The 3,175-nt window shown below is 24.5% G+C and carries 2 protein-coding genes; both read right to left on the bottom strand.

The window, feature by feature from the left end:
- On the bottom strand, positions 1 to 361 hold a 361-nt coding region (locus Q5O29_RS05325; RefSeq protein WP_302631784.1), incomplete at its 3' end, for a hypothetical protein.
- Complete coding sequence (gene dptF, locus Q5O29_RS05330) at positions 361 to 2,811, bottom strand: DNA phosphorothioation-dependent restriction protein DptF (RefSeq protein WP_022211951.1); 2,451 nt, start codon at positions 2,809 to 2,811, stop codon at positions 361 to 363. The genes dptF and Q5O29_RS05325, both read right to left, overlap by 1 nt.
- Positions 2,812 to 3,175: the final 364 nt, after the last annotated feature.

A 3,175-nucleotide genomic window follows, 5' to 3' on the forward strand; every position in this document is an offset into this window, starting at 1 on the left:
CTATATAATTAAACAATTTTGCATGAAATACTTTTATATCTCCATCTTTATCTATTAAATACTCTTTTACCAATTCTTTTAAATACTTCTTATCATCTTCATTATTACATTTAACAACTTCTACAATATTATCTATAGATTGAACAATATTGAAATCTTCTTCTAATTCTTTTTCATTTATAAGTCTAACTACTTCCCCAGTAACACTAGAGAATTTCCTTTTAAACTTAGGTCTCTCTGGTTCGCTTGTTACAAAAGGTAAGAATGGAGCAGCCATATTAATTGTATGTTTTCCGCTACCTAGTTTGTCTCCCATTTGCATTGATTTTTTTAGCTTATTTATATTTTCTTCATAAACCATTAGCTTTCCATCCTTTCAAAAATAAACTCTTCATCAAAATCATTTTCATATATTAAACTAAATTTTCTATTGTCTCTTTTATCCTCAATTAAAAGTTCATTCTCCATATTTCCATTTAATAAAAGCTTGTCTATAAATTCAACAAATAAAACACCTTGTTCTTTATCGTTCTTTGTAACATGGTATCCATTATTTACTTCTACTATTTTTTTATATAACTGATAATCTACATCTAAAGTTTCATATAATTCTCTTCCTACAATTTCATATCCTAATGTGATATTGCTTTTAAATCTCTCTAGACATTCACTACTAAACTTTTCACACATTCCTTTTTTATTTGTAGCTTTTATTTTCAACTGCTCTGCCACATTAAAATTTTCTAACTTTTCATTTAAGTATATATAGTGTTTCTTAGGTGAACCATTCCATTTATATATTGCATTTTCTACTTCATCAAACATTATTTTATATTCTTTTCCCATTCCACAATTGTAATAGTATAGATACTTCATATAATCACTATACGCATTATCTTCAAATATATCCTGAATTGTCTCATTTCCAAGTATATATGCAAATCTTATAATAGTATCTATATACTTTTGTCTTAAGGCTTCTGACACATCATTTAAACTATCTATATCACCTAAAATTACTTCGATAATTTCATAAGTACTATCATCAAAGTATTGACTTAGTATATGTTTTAAATTACTGGCAATATTTAGAGTTACTATTAACTGGTCTAGTTTTTCATGTCTTAATCCTAAAGGATTTTCAATACTTATAAGTTTTAATAGTGCTCCTCTTTCTTTTGAATTAAATATCATATTAGGTAAAATAGCATCAATATAATCAATACTTGAACTTGTAATATCAAACTCATCAATATTTGCTGGAACTATTAGCTCATATATAAAATTTAGTAGCTCTCTTGTACCTAATATTCTTTTATTTTTAACCATTGCTTTAATTATGATTTGAGTTACTTTATCAACTACACCTTCAATAGATAAAATTTTATAATTCTCTATTACAGGACTATCTAAATTCTCTTCAATATCCTTTCTAAATGCATTATAAAAAGGATTATTGTCATTTTTATCTACTATTTTATATAATAATGATTTTATATATTTAGATTTTGGACCTTCTGCTGTTAACTCATAAATATTATAATCACCAAAGCTTACTAATTTAAAATTATTTGATGAACTACTTTTACTAATTTTCTCTTGATTGAAAATATTACTATTATTAATAAATTCAATAAATTTAGTATATTCTTCTTTCACACCATCTGCTTGCAAGAAATTATTTAATACTCCTAAATTAATAGCTAGTATAAGTTTTTCATTTGCTTTTTCTATATTTTTATCACTAAATCCACTTAAGACTTTTTTTAATGTTTCTATTTCAGTTTGACTTGGATCAAAACTTTCAGTAGCATCATTATGAATTTTAAAGTTACTTATTATTTCCTTATATTCTTCATTAACATATGCTAATAAATGTGACTTTCCGTCACCTACACTTCCACATAATAATACTAACTGTGATTGTTCTGAGTCATTTGCTTCCTTTATTAGTTCAAGTAATTCGTTTTGAATATTTCTATCTACATGAAGATATTTTTTAAAAGTATCTAGCTCAGTACATGATTCAACTGCTTCTTTTGCTGATTCACTTAATTTAGATAATTCATTTAATAAATAACTACCTTTTAACTTTTTGTATGTATATATATATTTCTTTTCTTCTTCGTTTATATCAGTATTATTAGAATTTATAATAATTTCCTCATCTATATCCTTAGTATCTTCAGCTAATATTTTATCAGTATATTCATATCCTAATATCTTCATTGCAGCTTCTTCAATTTCTAATTCTTCTCCAACAAGACTAGTGTCTCTTTCAATCCCCTTTTCCTGTACTAATTTCTTTTTATTAGATGACTCTATATACTCCTCAATTTTTCTTTTAATAATATTATCAATTTGATCTAAATTAAAGCCATCTCTATTTGGGAATTTTGCTGGTTCGTATTCGGGTACTATTTCTTCATGGTTAGATGCGTATGTTTCAAAGAACCATTTAACAATTGCATAAAGCTTTTTATGGATTTTAACTGAATATTCTATATCAGTATTAGTACCTTCATGTATTGCTTTATTTCCTGTTATTCTAATAAAATCAAATTCAGATAATATTTTATCACTTATAATTCCGTCTTTATTTAGTTCTCTTATTCTTTCATACTGTGGTACTGTTTTCAGATAATATAATTCTTCTATTTCTGCTACATTAATTAATAACTTTTCAGCAAATAATCTAGACTCCTTTATAGCAGCACTAGAATTGGTATATATATTTTCTTCAATGTACTTTCCTATATTATAAAGATTCACAAACTCATCTTTTAGAACTTCAAAAAAACTATTATTCATAATTAATCCTTTCTATATTTATAAGAATCCTACTGTATTATTTATACTAATTCTCTCTGTTTGTAACTTAACATAATTATATTTTATTATAACAAACATCTTCCTCATATTTTGTCGTAAATTGTCGAAGTGTTTTGGAATATAAATGCATTATTTTTAAATTTATTATTAAATATATAACTTAATAAACTTTATCATTTTATCTTATTACTCTATTTCATAAATTAAAATTCTATTTATATTATAAAGTAATACTCGTGGAAAAGGACTGTTGAAAAAATTGACATTACACGCTTATTCCAACAATCCTCTTAATAAATCCTATATAATTGTATATATTATTTATTTTTTTACTTTAATATCC

This window comes from Clostridium sp. CAG:265 (genome assembly GCF_000436575.1).
Taxonomy (GTDB): domain Bacteria; phylum Bacillota; class Clostridia; order Clostridiales; family Clostridiaceae; genus Clostridium; species Clostridium lentum.

Coding starts and splice junctions, on each gene's coding strand:
- dptF (WP_022211951.1), bottom strand. CDS start 2,811: ATGAATAATAGTTTTTTTGAAGTTCTAAAAGATGAGTTTGTGAATCTT.